This window comes from Lysinibacillus sp. FSL K6-0075, from assembly GCF_038592945.1.
Classification (GTDB): Bacteria; Bacillota; Bacilli; order Bacillales_A; family Planococcaceae; genus Lysinibacillus; species Lysinibacillus fusiformis_F.
In genome coordinates this window covers 4352905-4372278 of record NZ_CP151947.1, presented here as the reverse complement: position 1 = coordinate 4372278, position 19374 = coordinate 4352905, and the positions used below count along the sequence as shown (strand labels likewise).

15 protein-coding genes and 1 riboswitch are annotated in these 19374 nt (G+C 37.4%); of the genes, 11 read left to right on the top strand and 4 right to left on the bottom strand.

The annotated features are described in order from the left end of the window. The first annotated feature begins 139 nt into the window (after positions 1–139). The 10 genes from MHB65_RS21795 to MHB65_RS21750 all read left to right on the top strand — a co-directional run bounded on the left by MHB65_RS21795 (position 140) and on the right by MHB65_RS21750 (position 15849). Positions 140–1156, top strand: a complete 1017-nt coding sequence (locus MHB65_RS21795; RefSeq protein ID WP_342441696.1) for a YdcF family protein — start codon at positions 140–142, stop codon at positions 1154–1156. Positions 1157–1228: 72 nt separating this feature from the next. Continuing rightward, positions 1229–2515, top strand: a complete 1287-nt coding sequence (locus MHB65_RS21790; protein WP_342441695.1) for a tetratricopeptide repeat protein — start codon at positions 1229–1231, stop codon at positions 2513–2515. Between the two features lie 629 nt (positions 2516–3144). Next, the gene (locus tag MHB65_RS21785) at positions 3145–4437 is read left to right on the top strand and encodes a globin-coupled sensor protein (RefSeq protein WP_342441694.1); all 1293 of its coding nucleotides are present in this window, start codon (positions 3145–3147) and stop codon (positions 4435–4437) included. 808 nt (positions 4438–5245) lie between these two features. Beyond that, positions 5246–6640, top strand: a complete 1395-nt coding sequence (locus tag MHB65_RS21780) for a protoporphyrinogen oxidase (protein WP_342441693.1) — start codon at positions 5246–5248, stop codon at positions 6638–6640. Between the two features lie 99 nt (positions 6641–6739). Next, a riboswitch (SAM riboswitch) is annotated at positions 6740–6840 on the top strand. A 92-nt stretch (positions 6841–6932) separates the two neighbouring features. Further along, entirely contained in the window at positions 6933–8780 is a 1848-nt protein-coding gene (locus MHB65_RS21775; RefSeq protein ID WP_205445791.1) for a bifunctional homocysteine S-methyltransferase/methylenetetrahydrofolate reductase, read from the top strand. Beyond that, positions 8773–12204, top strand: a complete 3432-nt coding sequence (gene metH, locus MHB65_RS21770) for a methionine synthase (protein ID WP_342441692.1) — start codon at positions 8773–8775, stop codon at positions 12202–12204. The genes MHB65_RS21775 and metH overlap by 8 nt, the downstream gene beginning before the upstream one ends. 96 nt (positions 12205–12300) lie before the next feature. Next, positions 12301–12801, top strand: coding sequence for an N-acetyltransferase family protein (locus MHB65_RS21765; RefSeq protein ID WP_342441691.1), 501 nt, complete (start codon positions 12301–12303; stop codon positions 12799–12801). A gap of 109 nt (positions 12802–12910) precedes the next feature. After that, on the top strand, positions 12911–13942 hold the full coding sequence (locus tag MHB65_RS21760; protein ID WP_205445786.1) for a fatty acid desaturase: 1032 nt from the start codon (positions 12911–12913) through the stop codon (positions 13940–13942). 271 nt (positions 13943–14213) lie between these two features. Then, positions 14214–15221: a sensor histidine kinase gene (locus MHB65_RS21755; RefSeq protein WP_342441690.1), complete on the top strand. Its 1008-nt coding sequence runs from the start codon at positions 14214–14216 to the stop codon at positions 15219–15221. Positions 15222–15237: 16 nt separating this feature from the next. Beyond that, a complete protein-coding gene (locus MHB65_RS21750) occupies positions 15238–15849 on the top strand; it encodes a response regulator transcription factor (RefSeq protein WP_205445782.1) in 612 nt (203 codons plus the stop codon). Positions 15850–15894: 45 nt separating this feature from the next. Here the strand turns inward: MHB65_RS21750 and MHB65_RS21745 are convergent, their stop codons facing one another. From MHB65_RS21745 to MHB65_RS21735, 3 genes are all read right to left on the bottom strand, one after another. Further along, positions 15895–16869 (bottom strand): proline dehydrogenase family protein, encoded by a 975-nt coding sequence (locus MHB65_RS21745; protein WP_342441689.1) that lies wholly within the window; start codon positions 16867–16869, stop codon positions 15895–15897. Between the two features lie 74 nt (positions 16870–16943). Continuing rightward, positions 16944–17696 (bottom strand): iron export ABC transporter permease subunit FetB, encoded by a 753-nt coding sequence (gene fetB, locus MHB65_RS21740; RefSeq protein ID WP_205445779.1) that lies wholly within the window; start codon positions 17694–17696, stop codon positions 16944–16946. Further along, positions 17693–18424, bottom strand: coding sequence for a phosphate ABC transporter ATP-binding protein (locus MHB65_RS21735; RefSeq protein WP_342441688.1), 732 nt, complete (start codon positions 18422–18424; stop codon positions 17693–17695). The genes fetB and MHB65_RS21735 overlap by 4 nt, the downstream gene beginning before the upstream one ends. A 94-nt stretch (positions 18425–18518) precedes the next feature. Between MHB65_RS21735 and MHB65_RS21730 the strand changes: the two genes are divergently transcribed. Further along, positions 18519–19019: a methylated-DNA--[protein]-cysteine S-methyltransferase gene (locus MHB65_RS21730; protein ID WP_205445776.1), complete on the top strand. Its 501-nt coding sequence runs from the start codon at positions 18519–18521 to the stop codon at positions 19017–19019. 24 nt (positions 19020–19043) lie between these two features. Here the strand turns inward: MHB65_RS21730 and MHB65_RS21725 are convergent, their stop codons facing one another. Continuing rightward, a complete protein-coding gene (locus MHB65_RS21725) occupies positions 19044–19346 on the bottom strand; it encodes a hypothetical protein (RefSeq protein ID WP_342441687.1) in 303 nt (100 codons plus the stop codon). Positions 19347–19374: the final 28 nt, after the last annotated feature.

The window sequence follows — 19374 nt, the reverse complement described above, 5'->3', positions numbered from 1 at the left end:
TTCTTATATAGTAATATTACATGAACTATATTAAAAAATAAAACAAACGCTTTCAATAATTGAGCTATATCAAAAAATATGAACAAATAGTGGCAGATGTAATGATTGTGGAAATTATGCAATAGAAAGGAGTGAAACGATGCTACTAACTTTATCAATCTTCATCACCATTTTTATCATTTTGTACTTAACAGAAAAAAGGCGCTTCCTCAACGCGGTAGCTCTTGGTCTGATAGGTATATATATTGTCAGAGCGCTTATTATTCATTATCCTTTATTGCTGCCAAATAATCAGGGAATTATTTCTGAAATGGGGATATTTATTATATTAGGAAGCTTTCCAAGCATTATGTTTATTTTATCGATAGCCATGTTTTTCAATAGTAAAGTATTATTAGAAAAGGAAGGGCGTAAATTTCGTAATTTAATGTTAGCCATATTGGGGCTAAGTTTTGTTATTATGATGATATGGTATGTATTTGTCATTTTTATTCAAATTGAAAATGTATTTTGGCATATTCTTTTCTTCTATGCGTTTTTGATTTTTGGCTATACAATGTTCTTATATACTAGTGTCCTTGCTTATGCGACATTGTATCATTTTACACCTATACGTTATGAACCAAATTACATCATTGCATTAGGCTCAGGGTTAATTGGCGATAGAGTACCTCCGCTTTTAGCAAGTCGCTTAGATGAAGCAGTAAAGCAATATATAAAGTATGCGAAGAAGCCTTTTATCATTGTCTCTGGCGGTCAAGGAAATGATGAAAAGGTATCAGAAGCATTTGCAATGAAACAATACTTAATAGAAGTTCATCATATTCCGACTGACAAGATTCTAATGGAAGATCGTTCAGCCAATACAGAACAAAATATGATCTTTTCAAAGAAAATGATGGACCACCATTCTCCTGAAGAGAAGTATCGTTCCATTTTTGTTACGAATAATTTTCATGTGTTTCGCGCAAGTATTTATGCTAGGAAAGCAGCATTAGATGCCGAGGGCGTTGGCTCAAAGACAGCTTTTTACTATGTTCCCAATGCATTTACGCGAGAATTTATAGGTTTATTAGTAATGTATAAATGGACCCATATCACAGTATTTTTAATTATTACGCTATTCGTAGGCTTACTATTGAGAGCATATGTGTAACCAAACTTCAACTGTCTTCCATATAATAGTGGCAAGGCAGTTTTTTTACATAGTGTGCAAGGGAGGAAAATAATGTACGAGCAAATTTTAGCCAAGCGAAATAAAGAACGAATAGATTCCCTACAAAATCTTACACAAACAGAAGATCCATGGTTTGCTCAAAATATAAAATTACTTACATTCGCTGAAATTAACCTAACAGCCTTGCAGAAAATTCTGTATCAAGTAGTGCGGGGGCTATTAAAAGAACAGCAACAGCGCCATTTGCAGATTGTCCATACAGCACAATCTCAATCCATACAGGAGAATGTATTAACGCTGTTAGCAGAATATGATGATGTCTTACGTGATGCCATATCCCAGCCTATCTATATACTTATCTGGCAAATTTCTTCGCTAGAAAAGTTAAAAAACAGTATAGAAGTAGTAGATGATGTGCTTGATATTGTCGAGTGGTACTTTTGCCATCAAGATGAACAAATCGCTATTTTAGATGAAGAGGATTTAGATCATGAGGTCATTATTGATTTGTATAAAGAGGCGGTTGAAGAGCAGGATGGAGATGCACAATATCAACTGGGAGAATATTATAATTCTAGAGAGGGTAAACATTTTCAACCAGAAAAATCATTGAAATGGTTTGAGCTAGCAGCAGCTCAAGGAAATGCAGATGCTCAATATGTGATGGGGAATTTTTGCTTTGGGGGCATAGGTATGGAGGAGAATTATTCCCTTGCCTTTTCATACTATGAAAAAGCGGCTTTACAGGGACATGCGGATGCCGCCAATAATTTAGCGGATATGTACTTTAATGGCGAGGGCGTACCAACGAATTATACATTAGCAAAAAAATGGTTTGACTATGCTGCAAAAAAGAATGTGGCAGAGGCAATGTTTACGTTAGGCATTATTTATGAGCAGGGGTTAGGCGTTGAGATAGATGTGGAAGCAGCTTTTAATGCCTATAAAAAATCAGCTGAGGCAGGGTATGTCGAAGCACAATATCGACTTGGTGGAATTTATTTAGAGGGGCGCTTAGGTCAAGCGAAAGATGTCAATCGTGGACTATTTTGGTATGAAAGAGCTGCGGAACAATATCATGTAGATGCCTTTTATGATTTAGGCTATATATGGAGTAATGGTCTAACAGGAATACGCAATATTGAAAAAGGTATTCATTGGTTTAAGCAGGCTGCCCTTCAAGGGGATGTGGATGCCAAGTTACAATTAGGACATATTTTCAATAAAGATAAAGGAATAGATAGAAATCTGAAAGAAGCTATCAAATGGTATGGACTCGCAGCAGATGCTGGCTCCGAAGAAGCGGCTAAAATATTACAGGAACTTAAAGGTTTGTAAATTTAGTGTTAAAAAGTATAGGTTTTTAGAATGATTTATACAGCAGTAGCGAATGGGTCTTTTAGTCTTGTAATGACTACTGTTTATGGGTATGTAGATAGATGTTAGTTGAGGGTAAAAAATATTAATATAGTGAAAATTAAAGATAACCAATAAAAAAATAGAATAAATATAAAACAAGTAAGCATAATAAACAAAAAAATGGTTAAAAAAGCTACCGAATAGTATTGTGGTAGCTTTTTTATTGTTTAGTACGGTTTATTTAACAACAAGGACTTTTTATACATTTTATGTAAAATAATGGTATTAATAAGATTGACAGCCATTTATAAAATGATTAATGTATATGAGTGATTTTGAAAAGAAGCATACGTAAATAAATTTACTGCTAGTCATGTAGTGACTATATCTGTTTGTTGAGAACAAATGACCTTATGAGGATTGAACAAATGGGTACTCGACACACTTTTGGAGGCAGTGTGTCATTTGAAATTGTACGAACCGATGTAACCATTAAATCTGGCCAAAGTTATTTTATCGGTATTTTTTCATGTATTCATCAATATGTTAAAAGGGATTTGATGTTTCTCAGCCTGATGAAAGTAAACGGAATGAAAGAGGGAAGATGTGTGATTTTTCAAAAACAGAGAAAGACGAAGGTATTGGATTTACAGCAATACACAGTGAAAATGGATTTGTCTTCTCGCCAATCAATGGCGAAGCAAATTGATATGCTGAACTTAACGAAGAAAGACTTACAATATTTAAAAGCTTTCCAGCCATATGTTATGGACAATGTAGATCACATCGTAAACCGTTTTTACAACATGATAGGAACAGAGCATCATTTGGTAGATATTATTAGTCATCATAGTTCTGTAGAAAAGCTTAAAGTAACATTACGGCAGCATATTATTGAAATGTTTAACGGAACCATTGATGAGTTGTATTACCAAAGACGTGTAAAGATTGCAAAGGTGCATGTCCACATTGGGCTTAGAACACAGTGGTATATCTGTGCATTCCAAGATTTATCGATATCATTTATTGATTTAGTCGAAAAAAATATAGAGTTTCCACAAGATCAATTCAATACGATCAGAGCTATATCGAAAATTTGTAATTTTGAGCAACAACTTGTTTTAGAAGCTTTTGAAAACACGGTGGAACAGCTGAAGGAAAAAATGGTGCATGAAAAAGATGCGATTGAACGACAAATTGTAGATTCTTCGGAAGCTCTTGCAACAATCTCGCAGGAAACAAATGATTCATTTTGCTGCTTAAGCAAACAATCTGACGAAATTAAACAATTGGCCAAAAAATCACTCGAAGTGTCTACATTGGCTGAAAATCAAGCACTTGAGGGTCGCGAACGTTTAAAAAATCAATCACAAAATATGCTCAATATTATTCATTCTCTTCATGATATAGAAGAAAATATTGAACAATTATCAGGTATGTCTAGGGAAATGGAAACAATCATGAGTGTTGTGACCAATATTGCGAATCAAACGAATCTGTTGGCTTTGAATGCTGCAATTGAAGCAGCACGCGCTGGGGAAGCAGGGAAGGGCTTTAGTGTAGTGGCTGACGAAGTGCGTAAATTATCGATTCAAACAAAAGAATCAGTTACAGCGGTTGCTTTGTTATTGAAAAAAACGGGTGAACGAACCGAGAAATTAGAGCATTCTTTGACAAATATTCAAGATGAAGTAGCAGCTGGTGAGGAAAATATGTTACAAACTGAAGGTCAATTTACGAGTATATTGGGAGCCATGACAGAAGCAAAAGATCAAAATGATTGTATGGCAACGAAAATACAAGCAATTGTAGGCATATTAAGTGAATTAGGCACTTCATTTACTGAGGTAACGAATTCAGCAGAAAAATTAGCGAACTTTGCGCAAAATTTAAAAGGATAGACTACTAACATTTACATCTATTTGTATTTTTAGAAGTATTAAACACTATAGTACCTATTAAAATGTTTGTTGTGTAAATATTGCAATAGAGGATGGATCTTTTAGAGATTCAGAAAGCAAGAGCTATTTCACTGATGAAATAGCTCTACATGTTGTTGAAAAAAGAGGATGTCAACGGCAGAAAAGGCAACTTTGCAGGGTGAGGGGTTGATTTCCGTTCCGCCAGCGTCCTTTCCAGGGGGCGTCCGAGGAGCCGCTTCACTCACTTCCGTTCGTTCCAGGGTCTCCTCTGTGACGCTAAATCCCCTAGGAGTGACGCTGGCTCCACTCCAATCATCCATTCTGCAAAGTGTCTTTACTTTTTTTCATAGTAGCATAGCGATCAAATCGCCTATTATCTGTATTCTTAGCGGGGATAAGCTCTTATTTTCAGTGTGGAGAAGTGATGCGTGACAACACCTCTTCATAAAGAGTAGTGAGCACCTTCACTTTATTTGAAAACCTTTGCTAAAAAGTTAGTGGGTTGAAGTGGAAGGCTACTTGACTCCCGTGGGATAGCGAGACAGGCGAAACCCTGCACGGAGCGGTAGCGGAGGAAGCGATTCGGCGCTCGCCCACAGGAAAGCAAGTAGACTGCAACGGAAATCCATTTCTACCTTTCAATTGACTGTTTTGTTTTTCAACACTAAGGAGAGCTATTTCACTGATGAAATAGCTCTATTTTTGCTAAATTTGTAAAGGGTTTAACGTAATTTTCAATGAAAAAAAGATTATACTGTAGAAAGAACTAAAAATAGGGGCGGTTACTATGAAAACAGTTGTTGTTTTAGGCGGCGGAATTACAGGACTATGTACAATGCATTATTTACAACGTCAAGTGAAGGAGAATAATTTAGATGTTCGTCTAGTGCTTGTAGAAAAAAATACATATTTAGGAGGCAAATTATATTCAGCACATGAACAAGGCTTCATTATGGAAACAGGTGCTGATTCTATTGTAGCCCGTCATCAAGGCGTTATGGAACTCGTACAGGAGCTTGATTTTGAAGCGGAGCTAGTTTACAACGAAACAGGTATTTCTTATATTTATACGAATAATGAGTTACACGCTATACCAACAGATTCAACATTTGGTATACCGATGAGTTTGGCATCCTTAGAAGAAAGTACACTTATTTCAGAGCAAGGAAAGAAAGAAGCGTTAAAGGATTTAACATTACCAAACAACGGCTTCACAAAGGAAAGTTCAATAGGAGAATTTTTAACTTACTATTTAGGGGAAGAACTGGTGAAAAATCAAATTGCACCAGTACTTGCAGGTGTTTATTCAGGAGATTTACATCAGCTTTCCATTGGCTCTACTTTACCGTATTTAATTGATTATAAGAATAATTATGGAAGTATTATTAAAGGTTTTGATGCGAATCGTGAGCAATTTGTTAAAGCAGCGAACAAAAAATTTATATCCTTTAAAAATGGTTTATCTTCTTTAATTGATCGACTTGAACAAACATTATCAGATGTAGAAATCATCAAGGGCGTTACTACTCTAAATGTTCAAAAACAAGATAAAAACTACACAATTTCCTTAGCTAATGGTGAAAATATTGAGACAGATTTTGTCGTTTTAGCATTACCGAATGATGCTGTTCAAAATCTACTACAGGATGAATCTTTAAACCGCTATTTTGACCAATTTACCACAGCGTCAGCCATTACCATCTATTTAGGCTTTGATGTGCCAGACTCTAGATTGCCAGCAGATGGAACGGGCTATATTGTTTCGCATAATTCGGATGTTACTTGTAATGCAGCAACCTGGACGAGTCGTAAATGGAAGCATACATCGAAAGAACATAAATTACTTGTACGACTCTTTTATAAGAGCATCAATCCAGCCTATGAGCAACTACGTGCCATGACGGATGAGGAATTGGCAGCTGTAGCTTTAGAGGACGTGAGAAAAAGCCTAGGAATTGAGGAACAGCCAACAGTTGTGAATGTAACAAAATGGATTGATCAAATGCCTAAATATGATCTAGCTCATCGTGAAGCGTTACAAGGATTACTACAGGAATTACATGAAAAGTATCCACATTTATCGATTGCTGGGTGCTCATATTTTGGCGTAGGTATCGGCGCTTGCATTCAAAACGGGAAAAAAATTGGTGAAGAGCTTGCGAAGGAACTTGCCAATTTCTAAGGTTTTAAGTGGAAAAAAACTTTGTTATGTGAAATAGTCTTGACTCATTCGTCAGTAAACGATATGATTCTTTTAATTATTTAAAAAATTCATACTTAATTCTTATCAAGAGAAGCAGAGGGACTGGCCCATTGAAGCTTCAGCAACCAACTTTATTGTCAGGTGCTAAATCCAGAAGACCGTTGAGTCGAAGATGAGAAGGAACAACAATGATGAATCGTTAAAGCCTTCTTTTTTTATGAAAGAAGGCTTTTTATTATTATATAGAGACATAGGAAGAGAGGCTAGTTTTATGGGATTGCTTGAAAGGTTAAAAACGCATGTATTGACAGCAGACGGTGCAATAGGCACAGTGCTATATGGCTATGGATTGGAGTATTGCCATGAGGAAATGAATGTTCAGAGACCTGAGTTAATTGAAAAGATTCATAGAGAATATATTGCAGCTGGTGCTGACATCATTCAAACGAATACGTACGGTGCAAATGCCATTAAATTAGCTCGCTATGGATTAGAATCACGGGTCCAACAATTTAATGAAGCGGCTATTACCATTGCAAAACGAGCAGCGGCAGATGGCGGTCAATTTGTCTTAGGGACAATTGGAGGTATTCGAGGAATTCGTAAAAGTGATGCAACATTAGATGAAATATTAGCGACAGTTGAAGAGCAAGCAAATGTTTTACTTGCAGGAAATCCAGACGGCCTTTTACTCGAAACCTATTATGATTTTGAAGAATTAACTGCAACCTTAAAGATGCTACGTGCAAAAACAAATTTACCGATTATTGCACAAGTATCTATGCATGAGCCTGGTGTTTTACAAAATGGAATGTCTTTAAATAATGCCCTGCATGAGCTAGAAACACTCGGTGCAGATATCGTGGGTGTCAATTGTCGACTAGGTCCACATCATACGATTCAAGCATTTGAAGGTGTAGAACTTCCTAACAAGGCATTTATGTCTGCCTATCCGAATGCCTCACTTCTTGACTTAGAAGATGGACGTGTCGTTTATGAATCAGAATCGGATTATTTTGGTCGAGCGGCTGTCGAATTACGTGATCAAGGCGTACGCTTAATAGGGGGCTGCTGTGGTACGACACCGAAACATATTGCAGCAGCAAAGAAGTATTTAGAAGAGTTATCACCGGTTCAGGAGAAGCATGCGAAACCTGAAAAGATTGAGATTGTTCGTGAAGCAGAGCCACCAAAGTATGAGCCTCTTCATGAAAAAGTAAAACGTGAACGCTCTGTCATAGTAGAATTGGATACACCTAGACATTTAGAGATTGATGGGTTCCTTGAAGGAGCAAAGCAACTGTATGATGCAGGTGCAGATGTAGTCATGATGGCAGACAATTCACTGGCCTCTCCACGTATTAGCAATATTGCAATGGGAGCATTGTTAAAGAGTACACACGGTGTACGCCCACTAACACATATTACATGTCGAGACCGTAATTTAATTGGTCTACAATCGCATTTAATGGGATTAAATGCTTTAGGTATTCATGACGTGTTGGCCGTTACGGGTGATCCAACAAAAGTTGGAGATTTCCCAGGTGCGACAAGTGTTTATGATGTATCTTCAATGGAGTTAATCCAATTAATTAAGCAGTTAAATGAAGGGGTTTCTTTCTCAGGCAAGCCACTTCGTAAAAAAGCAAATTTTTCAGTTGCTGCTGCATTTAATCCAAATGTCCGTGTGTTAGATCGTGCTGTGACACGCTTAGAGAAGAAAATTGAGCATGGAGCAGACTACTTCATTTCTCAACCAGTATATACGAAAGAAAAAATTGTAGAAATTTATGAGGCAACAAAGCATTTACAAGCACCAATTTACATCGGCATTATGCCTGTTACGAGTTATAAAAGTGCTGAGTTTTTACATCATGAAGTGCCAGGTATCAAATTATCCGAAGATGCCTTAGCAAGAATGAAGGCATGTGGGGAAGATAAGGAACGGGCAACATTGGAGGGAATTGCTATTGCCAAAGAATTAGTAGAAGTGGCTGCGCAATATTTCAATGGTATTTACCTTATTACACCGTTTTTACGTTATGATGTGACCCTAGAGTTGATGAAATATATAGAGCAATTGGATGAACAGAAAAAAGGAGTAAGTATACATGGCTAAGCACTCGATTGAAGAGCAACTAGAGAAACGTATTTTAATTCTTGATGGCGCAATGGGAACAATGCTACAAAACGAAAATTTATCAGCAGAGGATTTTGGTGGCGAGGAGCTTGATGGCTGTAATGAAAATCTTGTCCTTACTAGACCTGATGTCATTGAGAAAATTCATCACAAATACTTAGAGGCAGGCGCAGATATTATTTGTACAAATACATTTGGTGGGACGCCTCTTGTGTTAAATGAATATGATCTTGGCGCAAAAGCCGAAGAAATTAATAAGCGTGCAGTGGAAATTGCTCGCCAAGCAGTGGATAGTTATTCGACATCGGATTGGCCACGTTTTGTCGCAGGGGCTATGGGACCAACAACAAAAACCTTATCAGTTACAGGTGGTATTACATTTGATGAGCTAGAGGAAAATTTCTTTGTACAGGCAAAGGCATTAATTGAGGCAGGAGCCGACGTTCTGTTATTAGAAACAAGTCAGGATATGCTCAATGTCAAAGCAGGCACCCTAGGCGTAAAGCGTGCTTTTGAGGAAACTGGAAAAGAACTACCAGTCATGATTTCTGGAACAATAGAACCAATGGGTACGACACTTGCAGGGCAAACAATTGATGCCTTTTATATTTCAATCGAGCATATTAAACCATTATCAGTTGGCCTAAACTGTGCGACAGGACCAGAGTTTATGACAGATCATATTCGTTCATTAGCAGAGCTTTCAACAGGCTATATTAGCTGTTACCCGAATGCAGGCTTACCAGATGAAGAAGGATGTTATCATGAATCACCAGAATCGCTATCGCAAAAATTAAAAGGTTTTGCAGATAAGGGTTGGCTTAATATTGTAGGTGGATGTTGTGGAACGACTCCAGCTCATATTGCAGCCATTCGCGAGGTTTTAAAAGATGAACAACCTCGACAATTACCTGAAAAAACACATGGTCATGCGGTATCGGGAATCGAACCCTTATTGTATGACGATTCTATGCGTCCGTTATTTATCGGGGAGAGAACAAATGTTATCGGCTCTCGTAAATTTAAGAATTTGATCATTGATGGAAAGTTTGAGGAGGCAGCAGAGATTGCACGTGCACAAGTAAAAAATGGTGCTCATGTAATCGATATTTGTTTAGCCAACCCTGATCGTGATGAATTAGCCGATATGCGTGGATTTATGCAGGAGGTTGTAAAAAAGGTTAAGGTGCCTCTTGTGATTGACTCGACTGATGAAAAAGTTATTGAGGAAGCGTTAAAGTTTTCTCAAGGGAAAGCCATCATTAACTCTATTAATCTTGAGGATGGTGAAGAACGATTTGATGCAGTAATGCCACTCGTGAAGAAGTACGGAGCCTCATTGGTAGTTGGAACCATAGATGAGATAGGAATGGCCGTTGATCGTCATCGCAAGCTTGAAATTGCTGAACGTTCCTATAAACTATTAACTGAGAAATGGGGACTTGCACCGGAGGATATCATTTTTGACCCGTTGATGTTCCCTGTAGGAACTGGGGATGAACAGTATATTGGTTCAGCCCTTGAAACGATTGAAGGCATTCGTCTCATCAAAGAAAAATTGCCGCAGACATTGACGGTACTTGGCGTAAGTAATATCTCATTTGGTTTACCACCAGTTGGCCGTGAAGTACTGAATGCTGTCTATCTCTATCATTGCACACAGGCAGGCTTAGATTATGCCATTGTGAATACAGAAAAACTGGAGCGTTATGCATCCATTCCTGAAGAGGAAATTAAACTTGCAAATGACTTGCTATTTAATACAAATGATGAAACATTAGCTGTGTTTACAGATTTTTATCGTGATAAAAAGAAGGAAAAAACGGAAGCGGATATTCCGAAAACGGTTGAAGGTCGTTTAGCTTACTATATATTAGAAGGTACCAAAGAAGGGCTAATAGAGGATTTAGATGCTGCACGAGAAATCTTTGAGGCACCGTTGGATATTATTAATGGCCCTTTAATGGAGGGCATGGCTGAGGTAGGTCGATTATTTAATGATAACCAGCTCATTGTAGCGGAGGTTTTACAATCAGCAGGTGTAATGAAGGCCGCTGTTGCTCATTTAGAGCAATTCATGGAGAAGGATGAAGAGAGTGCTGGTAAAGGGAAAATGGTACTTGCTACCGTAAAAGGTGATGTCCACGATATTGGGAAAAACCTTGTTGATATTATATTAAGTAATAATGGCTATAAGGTTGTCGATTTGGGCATTAAAGTAACGCCTGCCCAATTGATTGAAGCGATTCGTAAGGAAAAACCAGACTTTATTGGGCTGTCAGGTTTACTAGTGAAATCAGCGCAACAGATGGTCATTACTGCTCAGGATTTTAAAGAGGCGGGGATTGATGTACCTATTTTAGTTGGTGGAGCTGCACTTTCTCGACGTTTTACTGAAACAAAAATTGCAGATGAATATGGCGGTCCTGTTATTTATTCAAAGGATGCCATGCAAGGCTTAGAGCAAGCTAATTTATTAATGGGTGAGGGGACACGTGCAAATTTCTTAGCAGAAATTGAAGAATCCCGTCAAAAACGTTTAGAGGCCGATGAAAAAAGAGCTGCTCGTCCCGCAAAAGAGGTAACAATAAAGCCTGTACGAACAGTAAAGGGAGCGCCAGTATTTTTACCAGCCGATTTACGACGTCATGTAAAAAAAGACTACTCTGTATCGCATTTATATCCTTATGTTAATATGCGTACATTACTGGGACACCATTTAGGCTTGAAAGGGCAAGTTCAGCAATTGCTTGATGCGGGCGATTCAAGAGCAACAGAGCTAAAGGATTTAGTAGATGATTATTTAAAAAGTGATCTATTAAAGCCATCAGGTTTGTATCAATTTTTCCCTGCTCAAGCAGATGGTGATGATGTCGTTGTGTATGATCCGGCTGATAGTAAGACAGAAATTGAACGTTTTACCTTCCCTCGTCAGCAAGTTGAACCATTTTTATGTCTTGCAGATTTCTTAAAAACAGTAGAGAGCGGTGAAATGGACTATATTGCACTCATGGTAGTAACAGCAGGTCAGGGAGTTATGGCTAAAGCTCGCCAGTTAAAAGAGGATGGTAAATTCCTTGAAAGCCATGCCTTACAATCGACTGCATTAGAATTAGCAGAGGGCTTTGCTGAACGTATGCATCAGGAAATTCGTGACCAATGGGGCTTCCCTGATGCAACAGATTTCACTATGAGAGATCGTTTTGCAGCAAAATATCAGGGACAACGTTTTTCATTCGGTTATCCTGCATGTCCTAACTTAGAGGATCAAGAAAAACTATTCGGCTTATTAAAACCCGAGGATATTGGCGTTCATCTTACAGAAGGCTTTATGATGGAGCCAGAAGCATCTGTATCTGCAATCGTTTTTGCTCATCCTGATGCTCGCTACTTCAATGTTTAAGGCATAATAATAGGAGGAGATAGATAGTCAATGCTATGACTGTCTATCTCTATTTCATTGCGGATGATGACAATTTGGTTAAGGGAAGTGAGCAGGATGATTCGATTCATGGAAGAAAAAGATATACCTGAGGTTTTGGACATCTATAATGATATTATTTTAACAAGCAAGGCGGTCTATCGATATGATATACAAACTTTAGATGAAAAAGTACAATGGTTTAAGGAGCAACAAGTATTAGATAATCCTTTGCTTGTATTTGAGGAAAATGGGCTTGTCGCTGGCTTTGCTACCTATAGTCAATTCCGTCCTTATCCAGGTTATCAATATACAATGGAGCATTCTGTCTATGTGCATAAAGAGCATTATCAAAAAGGAATTGCGACAAAGCTTATGCACAAGCTGATAGCGATTGCTGAAGAAAATGGTGTGAAAACGCTTGTCGCTGGCATTGATGGAGAAAACATTGGTAGTATTAAAGCACATGAAAAATTAGGTTTTGAATATGCGGGAACAATCAAAAATGCAGGTTATAAGTTTGAGCAATGGCTAGACCTTGTGTTCTATCAATTGCATTTGACTGGACCGAAATCATAAAAGGATATGACAAATGTCATATCCTTTTTGTGATGTTTGCGTCTGTTGCTGACTTGTACTCTTGTTTTATGATGAGGTCATAAGAAAAAAAGAAACGAGGGAGTAAAAGATGGCAACTATTAAAGAAAAAACAAAAAAGTTACGCCAAGATGTAGCGCCATTTGCTAAATCAGATACGCGTAAAAGTGTTTTTCAGATTATAAATACAATTGTTCCGTTAATTGCATTATGGGTGGCTGGTTACTTGTTAGTGGATGTATCACCTTGGCTAACAGTCGGCTTAAGTGCCATTTCAGCAGGTTTTGTCGTACGAACTTTTATTATTTTTCACGATTGTACACACGGGTCATTTTTCAAAAGTAAAAAGGCAAACGACTGGGTTGGATTTTTTACTGGGGTGCTAACATCATTCCCCTATGAAAAATGGAAACGTGAGCATACAATTCACCATGCAACAAGCTCAAACTTAGACAAGCGTGGTATTGGTGATATTGATATGATGACAGTGGAAGAATATATGCAAGCCTCAAAAGGTCAACGTCTATGGTATCGCTTTTATCGTAATCCATTTGTGATGTTTGGTTTAGGCCCACTTTATATGGTACTTGTTTTAAATCGCTTTAATCGTAAGGATGCTAAGAAGAAGGAACGTTTAAACACAATTTTAACGAATATCGTCATGGTCGGAATTTGTGCAGCTTTAATTTTCTTCATGGGCTGGCAAGCGTTTTTATTAGTGCAAGGCGTTACTTTATTTATTGCTGGTTCTTTAGGAATTTGGTTATTTTACATTCAGCACACATATGAAGATTCTTACTTTGAACATGATTCTGAGTGGGATTATGTTAAAGCCGCAGTAGAAGGTAGCTCATATTATAAATTGCCAAAAATTTTACAATGGGTAACAGGGAATATTGGTTTCCATCATGTTCACCATTTAGCCCCTCGTGTACCTAACTATAATCTTGAAAAGGCACACAATGAAACACCGCCATTACACATGGCAACTACGATTACTTTACGTACAAGTTTAGAATCACTACGTTACAAGTTATATGATGAAGAACAAGGTAAATTTGTTACGTTTAAAGAGGTAAATGAAATTATAAAACGCAAAGCAAGAGGCAGTATTGCCGCTTAGTTGATAACAGCCATCTCTGCAAGGGAGATGGCTGTTTTATGTAAAGAGAAGAGTCTTAGTCAAAGCGTGTACAGGCATAAATTTAATTTTCTTGTTATAATAAGGGAAAAGTAGGAAAGAGCGTGAGATTATGTTGAGGAAATGGCATAGTATTATTCCGAATAGTCCTATGCTCAGTGTATATTTGTGGATTATTTTTTGTTTCCTACCGTTTTTCTTCATTTTTAGGAAATCATCTTATATTGAAATCTCGATAGGGATTACGTTTTTAATGCTTTATTTTATTTTCTATCGATTTTCCATGAATTCGAAAAGCGGTTTAGTTTATATGTGGATCAGCTTTGAAATGGTCATCAATATTATCATGACCATCTTATATGGCTATGTGTATCTATCCATTTTCACAGCATTTTTTATTGGCAATATCCGAAGACCCGTCGGCTTTTATATTATGTATGGTCTACATATTGGGTTTACAGTTATTTCTACCGGAGCTGGCTTTTTTGTGGAGCTTCACCTATTTTTATCGCAGCTACCTTTTGTTGTGTTAACCATTTTAGCTGTTGTCCTTTTACCGTTAACGATTTATTCCAAAAATAAACGTGAAAATTTAGAGGGGCAGTTGGAAACGGCCAATGAACGGATTGCTGAGTTAATTGTTTTTGAGGAGCGACAACGGATAGCTCGAGATTTACATGATACATTAGGGCAAAAATTGTCCATGATTGGTTTGAAGAGTGATCTAGCTTCTAGGTTGATTGAACGAGATCCTCAGCAGGCTTTGATTGAGATTAAGGATATACGCCAGACGGCAAGTATTGCTTTAAAAGAGGTTCGGGAATTAGTGTCAGATATGCGCACGGCAAAATTTGAAGATGAGTTAATGCGTATTTCACAAATACTAAAGGCGGCTGAAATGGAGTTTGTCTTTGAGGGCGATAAAAACGCATTGCAAGTTCCACCACTTGTAGAAAATGTTTTATCTATGTGCTTAAAAGAGGCGGTTAATAATGTTGTTAAACATAGTGGGGCAACAAAATGCGAAATTGCTTTCCATCAAAATTTTAAAGAAGTTTACTTAGTAGTGCGCGATAACGGACAAGGCATTAAGAAAAAACAAGCATGGAGAACTGGTAACGGATTGAAAGGAATGCGGGAACGTTTAGAGTTTATTAATGGGTCCTTTAAAATTGAAAGTGTTGAGGGCACTACATTAACGGTAACTATCCCAGTAGCTATTACGCATCAGAATGTCAAAGACAATCTGAAGAACATATAGAAAAGAGGATTGTGACATGATACGAATTGTGATTGCTGAAGATCAGGGGATGCTATTAGGCGCCCTTCGCTCTTTACTTAGTATGGAGGAGGATATGGAGGTCGTTGGCTTAGCAAAAAATGGTGAGGAAGCATTGATGCTTGTGGAAGAGCATCGACCTGATATTTGTATTATGGATATTGAAATGCCAGTTAAAACTGGACTAGACGCTGCAGAAGAAATACATAGCACTGGCTCAGATTGTAAAGTTATTATTTTAACTACATTTGCTAGACCAGGTTATTTCGAGCGTGCTAGAAAAGCGAGTGTAAGAGGCTATTTATTAAAAGATAGCCCTATAGAGGAGTTAGTAAGTGCAATCCGTACAATAATGGATGGTAAACGTATTTATGCGCCAGAGCTCGTTGATTTTGTCTATGAAGATGATAGTGAGAACCCTTTGACGGAGCGAGAGAGTCAGGTACTGACACTTGTGGCAGAGGGCAAGACGACAAAGGAAATTGCTGCAGAGCTGTTTTTGTCTGCTGGAACGGTTCGTAACTATATTTCAACGATTTTAGAAAAATTAAATGTTGGCAATCGAATTGAGGCCATTGCGCGCTTTAAGGAAAAAGGATGGAATAAATAAAATGAGAACCTTATCGCATCATAAGCGACAAGGTTCTTTTTAATTTTACTTTTTGCTTTTTGTTAAACGTCCCAGAACGAATGCACCTGCTGCTACTGCAAGAACTGTATTCGTTTTTTTCGTAAATACTTGTTTTGTGACAAGGTTAAGATTTTGAGGACGCTCAGCTAAACGGCGCATGAAATAGCCGTACCAATCTTCGCCGAATGGCACGTACACACAGAAGTTATAGCCTTCTTTTGCAAGTTCTTTTTGCATATCAGTACGGAAACCATATAGCATTTGGAATTCAAATTTATCTAGTGGGATATTATGATCAGCTACAAAGCGTTTTACGTGCGCAATAATATTGTGATCATGTGTTGCGATTGACGTAAATTTGCCGTTTAGTAGGTGATATTCAATTAACTCAATAAAGTTTAAATCAATATCTAATTTATCTTGATAGGCCACTTCTACTGGCTCTTTATAAGCACCTTTTACAATACGTAAACGGTAGTCCTTGAATTTTTCAATATCATCTTTTGCACGGTAGAAGTATGATTGGATGACTGTACCAACATTATTAAATGTTTTAGATAATTCTTCCACCATATCAAAGGATGTTTGTAGACGGCCATAGTCTTCCATATCAAAGTTAACAAAGATATCATATGAAGCGGCTTTTTCTACAATTTCATACAGATTGTCATAACAAAAATCAACATCAATATCTAAACCTAATTGAGATGGCTTTAAAGAAACATGTGCAGCTACACCGTTTTCATGAATAGCTTCAATCACAGCAAGGATTTTTTCTTTAGCAGCAGTTGCTTCTTCTTTACTTGAAACAAATTCACCTAGGTTATCTACTGTACAAGAAATATTATGTGCATTTAGTTCTTTGATGCTTGCAATTGTTTCTTCGATATTTGTACCAGCTACTACACTTTGTGCTCCTAATTTTAGGCCATATTTCTTTGCAGCACTATTTAATAGTTGGTTCTCAGATAAATGGATGAAAAAATCGCGTAATAACATGGTCATTCTCCTAACTGCATTTTCTTTTTAGTATAACATAAATTATTTAAACTATATTCATTTCAGCCTAACAATTATTTCATTTCAAGTAATTGCATACGTTCATTAAATAGCGCAGGATAGCTTAAAAAACCAATCATAATACTGGATAATGTTGCAGTTGTTAAGAGAGCAAAGATGATTAAAAGTTGAAATTGGACCGCATGAATAGGGTCAGCTCCCCCGATAATCTGACCACTCATCATACCTGGTAGCTGTACTAAGCCGATTGTTTTTTGACTCTCAATAGTAGGAATCATACTAGCTTTTATGGCATTAATCAGTTGGCGATGAATCGCTTGTTTTGGAGTGCCACCTAGCGATAAAATTAGTTCCATTTGATCTTTCTGACTAGTAATTTCAGCTATAAAACGATTTAAGAATAAAATGGATAGCACCATGGAATTACCGATTAACATCCCGCTAATAGGGATGATATACTGAGCAGTTGCTGGAACAATTTTAAAGCCTAGCAAGACACCTTGTGTAACCATTTCTATCACAATAAGCGTCAGTGCTATTTTCCAAGTGATTCCTTTTATACCTGTTCCTTTTTTCCTTGCATTGAAGGTAGCAACGATAATCATTAGCGCTACCATGAGAAAAATATAGATGTAACTATTTGCGTCAAAGACAAATTTTAATATATAGCCGACAGCAAGCAATTGAAAGATGGAGCGCAATGTTGCAATGAGCGTATCTTTTTCAAGCTCTAACTTTAATATTTTGGATAAGAGTAAAGGAATACAAACAAAAATTAATGTCAGTGATAAAGCTGTATAGGTCATTTGTTTACCCCCTGTACAAACTCTGCAACACGTGGATTCGTTGGTGCACTGAGCAAAGTACTTTTACCAGTTTCAATTAACTCCCCATTCATCATAACCCATGTATAGTGACCAATCGTTAATGCTTGTTGCAAATTATGCGTAATCCAAATCATGGTGACATTGTATTTTTTGTTAATGGTGACAATCAATTTTTCTATGTCCTGTACGGATTGACGATCCAGGGCAGATGTTATTTCGTCTAATAATAAAATAGAGGATTGATTGATAAGCGTCCGTGCAATAGATACCTTTTGACGTTGTCCGCCTGATAGTTCATTTGTAGATTGATGTAAGAAGCTTTCGTTTAACCCAACGTCTTCTAAATATTGAACAGCCTCCTGTTGCGAAAGTTTTTGTCCTTGCAGTGTACGGGGAAGGGCGAGATTCTCTAACACTGTACCTGCTAGCATAGGAGCTGCTTGTAAAGCAATGCCAACATGTCTTCTTAAAGCTGTAGGCTCATATGTAGAAATAGGCTGATTATTAACGAGTATATGCCCATTTGTTGGTGAAAGAAGGCCATTACATAATTTAAGTAACGTTGTTTTACCAGCACCAGAAGGGCCAACGAGAGTGGTGATTTGCCCTTTTGGAAATGACCCAGTAATTGACTTTAAGATTATTTTATCATTTACTGAAAAATGAACTTGTTGAAAGTGAATGGCAGGCTCATATAACGTATTCATCTATTGAAACTCCTTTGTTATAGTCAGTAAAATAACTGTAGCATGAAATGACTGGAAGTTGCAGTTGAAATAGAAGAAAGAAGGGGATTTGGGAATGGAAATATTGTATTTCGATACATTAACGTATGCACAAGGTGATATGTATGTAGTGGCTTCAGACAAAGGCCTTGTTTATATAGGCACCCCCAATGCATCATTCGATGAAGTGCAAGATTGGGCTAAAAAACCCTTTAAAGGATATTGCTTTGAAGAGAGTTCAGAAAAATTGCAACCATATAAAGATCAGCTAACAGCTTATTTTAAGAAGGAACTTACTGAGTTTGACCTGCCAATCCATGTGAAAGGAACAACATTTCAATTAGCAGTTTGGGATGCTTTAAAGGAATTACCCTATGGGACAACAACGTCCTATGGAAATATCGCACAACGCATTGGTAATCCGAAAGCAGTTAGAGCTGTAGGGACTGCTATTGGAGCAAACCCAATACTAGCGATTATTCCATGTCATCGCGTCATTGGTAAAAATGGTCAATTAACAGGCTTCAGAAGTGGACTAGCTATGAAGCAGTTTTTACTTGAATTAGAGAAGGAATAGATCGATTGAAGCGAAATAATTTAATTATAAAAGGTAATCGGTTGCTAAATTAAAGGAAAAGAGCGGTTCAAACAAAGGAAAGAGCACTTTTGGTAAGGAAAAGAGCGGTTCTAACAAAGGAAAGAGCGGTTTTGGTAAGGGAAAGAGCGGTTCTAACAAAGGAAAGAGCGCTTTTGGTAAGGAAAAGAGCGGTTCTAACAAAGGAAAGAGCACTTTTGGTAAGGAAAAGAGCGGTTCTAACAAAGGAAAGAGCGCTTTTGCTAAAAAATTGATCGCTTTTAGCAAAATAAAGAGCACTTTTTCTATAGATTCGATCACTGCAAACAAAGAAACTTGCCTCCTCCGTAAATGAACA

Coding starts and splice junctions, on each gene's coding strand:
- MHB65_RS21790 (WP_342441695.1), top strand. CDS start 1,229: ATGTACGAGCAAATTTTAGCCAAGCGAAATAAAGAACGAATAGATTCC.
- MHB65_RS21745 (WP_342441689.1), bottom strand. CDS start 16,869: ATGTTATTACGCGATTTTTTCATCCATTTATCTGAGAACCAACTATTA.
- MHB65_RS21735 (WP_342441688.1), bottom strand. CDS start 18,424: ATGAATACGTTATATGAGCCTGCCATTCACTTTCAACAAGTTCATTTT.
- MHB65_RS21730 (WP_205445776.1), top strand. CDS start 18,519: ATGGAAATATTGTATTTCGATACATTAACGTATGCACAAGGTGATATG.
- MHB65_RS21765 (WP_342441691.1), top strand. CDS start 12,301: ATGATTCGATTCATGGAAGAAAAAGATATACCTGAGGTTTTGGACATC.
- MHB65_RS21755 (WP_342441690.1), top strand. CDS start 14,214: ATGCTTTATTTTATTTTCTATCGATTTTCCATGAATTCGAAAAGCGGT.
- MHB65_RS21780 (WP_342441693.1), top strand. CDS start 5,246: ATGAAAACAGTTGTTGTTTTAGGCGGCGGAATTACAGGACTATGTACA.
- MHB65_RS21750 (WP_205445782.1), top strand. CDS start 15,238: ATGATACGAATTGTGATTGCTGAAGATCAGGGGATGCTATTAGGCGCC.
- MHB65_RS21760 (WP_205445786.1), top strand. CDS start 12,911: ATGGCAACTATTAAAGAAAAAACAAAAAAGTTACGCCAAGATGTAGCG.
- fetB (WP_205445779.1), bottom strand. CDS start 17,696: ATGACCTATACAGCTTTATCACTGACATTAATTTTTGTTTGTATTCCT.
- MHB65_RS21795 (WP_342441696.1), top strand. CDS start 140: ATGCTACTAACTTTATCAATCTTCATCACCATTTTTATCATTTTGTAC.
- MHB65_RS21775 (WP_205445791.1), top strand. CDS start 6,933: ATGGGATTGCTTGAAAGGTTAAAAACGCATGTATTGACAGCAGACGGT.
- metH (WP_342441692.1), top strand. CDS start 8,773: ATGGCTAAGCACTCGATTGAAGAGCAACTAGAGAAACGTATTTTAATT.